Origin of the sequence: uncultured Vibrio sp. (genome assembly GCF_947488985.1) — a bacterium.
Classification (GTDB): Bacteria; Pseudomonadota; Gammaproteobacteria; order Enterobacterales; family Vibrionaceae; genus Vibrio.
The window spans coordinates 1-7,250 of record NZ_CANLBV010000129.1; the positions used below are offsets into that span (position 1 = coordinate 1).

Sequence of the window (7,250 nt, forward strand, 5' to 3'; positions counted from 1 at the left end):
TACCTTTAACGATCAAAGTTAAAGGTTACGACGTTTATTGAAAGGATTGAATGAGTCGATTTAAAGACGCTTACCTTATTTATGTTAAACCTAGCTATACGCATGATTTATAAAGCACTGTAAGGAGGGGAGGTAATTTTCGAATTGTGGTTTATTTTGTGAATGCAGTTAACTTATGTGAGAGACTGTAATAATGAAAAAGAGTTAAGGTGGTATGTTACGAATATACCTTAACTCTTTTGCTATTATTGATTTCGTTACCAGTCGGAATTGATGGTATTAGTAGGTGCTCAGCACTTCATCGATTTGTTGATTGATGATCTCTACTTCACTATATATAACGGACAGGTCCTCATCTTGAGGCGGTAGTTTATTAAGGGTGTTTTGTTCCACATTTTCTAACGCGACCGTAGCAGTATCCTCGCCAAAACTGGCTAATATGCCCTTCAAGGTATGCACAATAAAATGAAGTTTGCCCCAATCTTGTTGTTGTACTAGCTCTTTTATTTCTTCTAATGAATTACCATGGTCTTCTTGGTATGTCGATAAAACGGCGTAAATGACATCTCTGTCATTATCTAAGTATGCATTTAAAGCATCAAAATCTAGCATATAGACTCCTGTCTGCTGAATGTTGAGAATGGGCAGGGTGGCTTAGTGGAAAAACCATACCTTGATGATTCACTGATCCATTGATTCCATCTTGGTGGAAGTTCGAGTTGTGCCAGTTGTTTTAAGAATTTGTTGCTAAATTCTGCGTCCCCGTTTGTAGCATTAATTGCGTATATATAGTCGAGTTTGGCTGCTACTGAATAGGGATAATTGTTAATATAAGTTCTTAATTCTTGTATAGACCCCGAATTTTCGATGTTGATATAAGTTGAAGGGTCTACGTTTTTTAATTTAAGTTGATGGTTTATGGCTTCCCCCCGAACTTTTAAGCACTCAGCCGCTAAGTGGTAAAGAGAGTATTCACCAAAGTGAGCGAGCAGCGGTAACAGTTGAACTAATAAGTGGTTTGGTTGGTTATAAAAGTTGTTCGCGAGCAGAGTTGAGGCTCTAATCAGTTTTTTATGGGCAACTTGAGGGCTGTTCTCTATCAGTAATATGCTGCTCTGAAATAGGGCAAGAGTAGCTAAAACTTGTTGCTGCTGTTTTACAGGAAGTTTTAGGTTCACCAGCTCAGTAAATTGGTTTGCGTGCTCAAGCACTATACGTTTATTTTTTAGCTGGCTTTCTCGTTGGTAAGCCGTCTTTAGATAATCAAAGTGTGTGCCGATTGAATGAATCACATCGATGTCAGCTGAAGAAATGTGTGTGGCATACGTTTCACCAAGCTTGATGAGCATCTGTGTATTCTCTGCGTGCACTGCCAAGTCTATCGCTCGTATTGCACGGTGGCTGATGCTCGGTGTCATTTCAAATGCTCTAATCGCCAACTTGAGAGCGGGCAATAGCATTTGATTTTTTTCATAGATAAAGCTTAAGCAATCAATCACATTGAGTGATAGGGGCTGAGCAATGAGATAATTATGTAGCTTCTCTATTGCTAGGTTCGGTTTACCTAAACTGTCTAGAATCAATGCCTCAGCAACTAATTTAGTCGGATGCATTTTTGTTCTTGAGCTTTTGAGTAGGCTAGTAAGTAAGTCCCAACTTTTACTGCCAATTAAGTGCTCTATGAGCGTTGCTTCAAAGTGAGTATTCGCTTGGTTATTAGGGATATCCAATGCTTTTTTAAGCAAGTTGGGTGTATTAATTGGATAGATGCGGTTCAGTTGGTCGATCTGTTGCGACTCGAATACTGCTGCTCGGATCTTTTTACCTAACGACTGAGTATTGATTGGCTTGGAGATGAAATGATGTGCTTCGCCTGAAAGGGCGGTTAATACCGTCTCTTGACGTAAATCGCCAGAGAGTAGAATCGTCGCTACGGTGTGATCAATAAGTCGATTTCGGTACAAGATCCCCAACAATTCGAATCCTGTAAAGGATTGCTCCAAATGATAATCGATGAGAATTACATGGAAAGAGTGTCTTTCGATCGTTTTGATGGCTTGTCGATAGTCGTTTGCAATAAAGATATTGTCACGAGTAATACCAAGGCTCGCAAGTTGTTGCTTGATGAGGATCGTTGCACTTTTAGAGTCATCGACAATCAAAACGCGTAGGTCTGATGGTAAGGTCAAATCCATTTTCCTCAATACCAATTGTTTTGCTTAATTTAGGTGTAATGTTGCACAAAGTCAAGGTGCACACCTCACATATAAATATTCAATAAGCCATTGGTAATAAAGTGCATTGATCAATATTGGATAACCCTTTAAAGGATGATCTTTGTGTCTCGGGCAGCAAGTGCCGCAAAAATCGTACACGTAAATGCCACGGCTGCGATTAACAGAATAGGCATACTCCAAGAATCCGTTTGTGCATGAAGCTTACCCATCAAAGTAGGGCCTGTCGCCGCTAAGGCATAGCCCATCCCTTGAGACATTCCAGAAAGTGATGCTGCTTGACTACTATTCGATGTACGGAGCCCAACAAAGGAAAGCGCGATAATAAAGGTAGAACAGTTAGCCAAGCCAAATAACCCCACCCAAAATATCGCATAATCAGGGAGGTACAGAAGGCCAATTAAGCCCACAAACACGCCTGAAGCACAAAGGGTAATAAGACACTGCTGGTTATCACTTTTGGCTAGGAACGGTAGCAATAACAACCCAGGAACCATGGTTGAAAATTGTAGGAATCCGTATATGTATCCGGCATCGATTTCGCTGTAGCCAAGGCTATTCAAAATCTGAGGTAACCACCCCGCCAATGAGTAGAAGGTAAATGAGTTGAGGCCAAGTGCTAACGTCACTTGCCATGCGATACCACTCTTGAGCATCTTACTTATCGGAAGAGCCTTATCTTCTTGTTGGTTACTGGTGGTTGAAGAAGATCGTTTTCTGATTTTAGGCAGCCAAATTATCAAGGCTGCTATCGGGAATACAAGGTTCATTAACAGTGCTAACTGCCACCCAGTCAGCGTGAATAAGGTGAGTTCTGAAAGCGGGACCATGAAACCAGAGCTTAACGTCGAACCAATGCCCATCGTAAAGATATACAAAGAGGTCACCGTCGCGATGCGTGTAGGGAAACTGCTCTTAACAACAACGGGCAATAAAACGTTACCGATGGCGATACCAACGCCAATTATAACCGTACCAATATATAAAGTCGTGATGATGCCTAAAGAACGTAGGGTAATACCTGTGGTGACCAGAACTAACGCCAATAGCAAGCTTGGTTCAAGCCCAATCCTTTGAGATACCTTGGTGACTAGGGGGGAGAATAAAGCGAAGGTTAGCAGTGGTAAAGCCGTTAACAACCCAGCAGCGGAAGAGGTAAGGTTTAGGTCTTCCATAACCTGTGAAAGTACAGGCGCTAAGCTAGTAAATGGCCCTCTAAGGTTTAGAGCTAGGAATAGAATTCCAAGCACGATGAAAATTCGGTTGCGAAGTTGGGCGCTCATAGGTTGTTCTGCTGTTGGCTTATGAGAAGAGGCGCTAGCGTACAGGTCATTGAATGATTAAACAAATCTTGATTTAAGAAGATTACAACGACGGGGTAGCGTATGAACGGCTTAGTCTTTGATACGAAAAATAATGGCGGACGGGTGAGTTGAACAGTGCCACATTAAGAGGTTTCAGCGACAATAAAAGTGATCCTATGGGATCACTTTTATTGTTTGTTCGGTAAAGAATCATCGCTTGATGTCAGTGCCGTAGCTTTGATTCTTTGTTATTGGTCCAATGTATTTTGTAGCGAAATAAAGCGCTGAATGTATGCCTCTGCTGCTGTCATGATCGATTTTTTCACTTCCATGATTTGCTTTGAATGTGGGTTCCATAGCGCAAAAGAGAATTTCATTCCCATCTTTAATTGATCTAATTCCAATGCTTGTAAGTCTTCCGTGTTATAGGGATACTCTGACAGCACCTTAGGTAGCCAAGTCCAACCGAGTTCGTCTTGGACCAATTTGATAACCAAAGCAAGTTGATCAACTTCTTCATGTACGGCTGATACAAGAAGTTTTTCTTTGAGCCCTTCATCTTCAAACGCACTTAGAACAAATTGTCGCGTCGTGCGCAAAGCCTTAAGTGCTTCAGCCGATGATAGTCGGGACAGTTTTCCCCCTTTTTTAACAAACGGTAAAAACTCCATATAGCCAATAAAGGTGGAATCTTTACTGTAAATCCCTTTGCCTTTATCGATCATCACTAAACCAAAATGAATGTCACCGCTGGTCAGTCCTTCTTCAATTTGGTTTTTGGTTCTGACCAGAAAGTTCACTTTCATGTTAGGGAAATCTTGATCAAGCTGATCTCGTATCGAAGAAAGTAAACGGTGTGGTGTCATACTCGGGTAGGCAAAGTTAATACTTTCTAGGCCACCGTATGAGAGGCTTAATGCGATATTGTCGAAGATACGAGATTGCTCTATCGCAGACTTAGCGTAGTGATAAAGAAGCTTACCATCCTCAGTCGGCTCAACAGTGCGGCCTATACGTTCGAACAGTTCAATGGCTAGCATGTCTTCAAGATTATTGATGACTTGGCCTGTAGTTGTGCGGTGTTTATTGAGTCGGGTTGCAGCCTTGCTAAATGAGCGCTCTTCGTAAACGGTCACAAAGGCAAGTAACTGTTCAATACTAAAGTTCATACGTTGTACCCAATGATGAGTCTATTAAGTATAACATATCAGATTTTGGCAGGATTAGGTAATTCATAACTCTAACTATGATGTGCGTAATGCTTGTTCATGTCGATTGAGCCATTAAATAGTCACCGATTAGGTTAAATTTTTGGACGTGTTGAATCCGTCTCCAGCAATTTAGTAGACTGACAAAACTCGTCAATAATCGGGCTTAATAGGTATTGAGGAGGTGCTATCTGGCGTGGAGATTTACGGTGGTGGCTTGTTGGTTCAGCATGTGCACCAGCAAACGCTTAATGAAACACCGGTCGCACTTAAAATGCTGGATGATGCCAAAGCAAAAAGCATGAATGTGGCTGCGGAGATCTATCCATATAATTACGGTGCGACCATTGCGGCGGCGGACTACCTAGAGCCTGAAAACTATCAACGTAATATGGCGCGAGATTACTCAGACATCATTGAAACCGAAACGATGAAACCTTTAACCAAGGAGCGATACGAGCAATTGCTTAAAGAGAACCCTCAAGCGAGTGTTATGCTTTACGGTGCGACGGATCAAGATCTTAAAAACGCACTGGCTCATGAATCCACCATTGTCGGGAGTGATGCTTTCCCATTAATGAAAGAGAATGGGATGATGGCTTACAACTGGAATACGTCTTATTAGGAGTTACAAGGACACCCAAGAGCCGCGGGTACTCAAGCTCGCGTGTTGAAAATGGTTCGTGAAGATAACCTAATGCCATTGATGTCTGCGGTTTCTAAAATGTCTTATATGCCAGCTAAGTTCCTACAAGACAATGGTATCAACCAAATGAGTAAAAAGGGTCGTATTCAAGTGGGCGCAGATGCTGACATCACGATGTTTGATCCCGAAACGGTAACGGACAACTCGACACTTAAAGAACCAGGTTTGCCATCAACAGGTATCCCATATATTGTGGTGAACGGAACAGTAGTGGTAGAGGAGTCTAAAGTGCTGCCTAATGTTTACCCGGGGAAAGCGGTTCGTAACAGCATTATTAAGTAAACTTATTCCGAATAATCGCTATTAAAGCAGGCTCGAGAAATGGTATCTCGCGCCTGCTTGTTACTCATATCAAGAACAGTCGATATCGATTGAAGAAAGGGCGTTGCTGCGAATGCCAGTCAGGCACTTTCCTATTTTCCTTCTGATTATGACGTTGCAATCTTTTCTTATATTAGAGTGCCGCTCTCTTAATCTAGATTAAGTTTCCCCAATCATATTTCTGTAATATCCGCCTCAAACCGTACCCATCGAAAATGGGTCACTAGTACGAAACGACTTAATGAGGATTAGACTTGAGTACTTTGTTTACAGAAACTCGCATCGGCACCATGACACTTAAAAACCGCTTCATAAGAAGTGCGACGTGGGAAAATATGGCGACGGAAGATGGCCATATGACCGATAAACTTTATGCTATCTATGATGAGTTGGCTCAAGGGGAGATCGGTTTGATCGTCACGGGTTACGCGAACATCGTTGAAGAAGAGAAGCCGAATGCGGGTATGATGGGTATCTATAACGATTCATTCATAGCAGAGTACCAAAAGCTGACTCAACGAGTTCACGACAACGACTCGAAAATCGTGATGCAACTGGCTTATGGTGGTACCAAAACCACTCATAATGTTGGTGAGCGAATCATTTATGCGCCCAGTGAGGTTCCAGAGAAGGGCACGCAAACTCTTGGCAAAGCGATGACCAAAGAGGAAATTGATTACATTGTTGATGCGTTTGCCAAGGCTTCATTGAGAGCACTGCAGTCCGGTTTCGATGGCGTAGAAATTCATGCGGCTCATACTTATTTGATTAACCAGTTTTTAAGCCCTTATTACAACCAACGTGAAGACGAGTATGGTGGTAGCCTTGAGAATCGTATGAGATTCTTACTCGAAATCTATACGGCGACTCGCCAGTTGGTGGGCGATGATTTTCCGATTTTAGTTAAGCTGACAGCGTCGGAGTTTTTTGAAGGGGGGGGCACCTTTGATGAAACGCGCATGGTGTGTAAAAAGCTAGAGCAAGTGGGTGTCGATGGCATTGTGGTATCGGGTAACATTCATGGCAAAGCCGACACTATGATTGGTGAATCGCATGATGGCTTTACCATTCAAGCTGAAGGCTACTTCCATGAATATGGCGATGCGATCAGCCAAGATGTTGACATTCCAGTTATTACAGTCGGTGGTTTAACTGATGTAGACGCGATTGAAGCGATTGCTAATAACACGGGTATCGAATACTTTGCCTTGTCACGACCTCTACTTTCTGAACCACATCTAGTGAAGCGCTGGAAGGAAGGGGATAGAAGCCCGGTTGAATGTGAACGATGCTCTAAGTGTCGTACCAAGCGTGGTAACTTCTGCGCGGTTAATAAGGAAAGAAAAGTCCAACTTGCGGGAATGTGATCAACAGCACTTGTTCAAACTGTTGACTTAATAGTAAGCGTCTACGAACCGACTCATTGACTTTCTAATATCAACACAGATACCGCCAACTAAGGCGGTATCTGTCATTC

Annotated in this window: 6 protein-coding genes and 1 pseudogene; 3 read left to right on the forward strand and 4 right to left on the reverse strand. The window is 42.4% G+C overall.

What is annotated here, in order from left to right:
* Window positions 1-279: 279 nt before the first annotated feature.
* The 4 genes from Q1A70_RS18115 to Q1A70_RS18130 all read right to left on the reverse strand — a co-directional run bounded on the left by Q1A70_RS18115 (window position 280) and on the right by Q1A70_RS18130 (window position 4,707).
* Window positions 280-612: an Hpt domain-containing protein gene (locus Q1A70_RS18115; RefSeq protein WP_299694929.1), complete on the reverse strand. Its 333-nt coding sequence runs from the start codon at window positions 610-612 to the stop codon at window positions 280-282.
* Window positions 606-2,195 (reverse strand): response regulator, encoded by a 1,590-nt coding sequence (locus tag Q1A70_RS18120; protein WP_299694932.1) that lies wholly within the window; start codon window positions 2,193-2,195, stop codon window positions 606-608. The genes Q1A70_RS18115 and Q1A70_RS18120 overlap by 7 nt, the downstream gene beginning before the upstream one ends.
* 128 nt (window positions 2,196-2,323) lie before the next feature.
* The gene (locus Q1A70_RS18125; RefSeq protein ID WP_299694935.1) at window positions 2,324-3,517 is read right to left on the reverse strand and encodes an MFS transporter; all 1,194 of its coding nucleotides are present in this window, start codon (window positions 3,515-3,517) and stop codon (window positions 2,324-2,326) included.
* A gap of 269 nt (window positions 3,518-3,786) precedes the next feature.
* Window positions 3,787-4,707: a LysR family transcriptional regulator gene (locus tag Q1A70_RS18130; protein ID WP_299694938.1), complete on the reverse strand. Its 921-nt coding sequence runs from the start codon at window positions 4,705-4,707 to the stop codon at window positions 3,787-3,789.
* A 223-nt stretch (window positions 4,708-4,930) separates the two neighbouring features.
* Between Q1A70_RS18130 and Q1A70_RS18135 the strand changes: the two genes are divergently transcribed.
* From Q1A70_RS18135 to Q1A70_RS18145, 3 genes and pseudogenes are all read left to right on the forward strand, one after another.
* Entirely contained in the window at window positions 4,931-5,371 is a 441-nt protein-coding gene (locus Q1A70_RS18135; protein WP_299694941.1) for a hypothetical protein, read from the forward strand.
* A 36-nt stretch (window positions 5,372-5,407) separates the two neighbouring features.
* Window positions 5,408-5,734: pseudogene (locus Q1A70_RS18140) on the forward strand (amidohydrolase family protein); the annotation flags it as partial.
* Window positions 5,735-6,027: 293 nt separating this feature from the next.
* Window positions 6,028-7,140 carry an NADH:flavin oxidoreductase gene (locus Q1A70_RS18145; protein ID WP_299694943.1) on the forward strand — a complete coding sequence of 371 codons (1,113 nt, stop codon included), beginning with the start codon at window positions 6,028-6,030 and terminating at the stop codon, window positions 7,138-7,140.
* The last annotated feature ends 110 nt before the right edge of the window (window positions 7,141-7,250 follow it).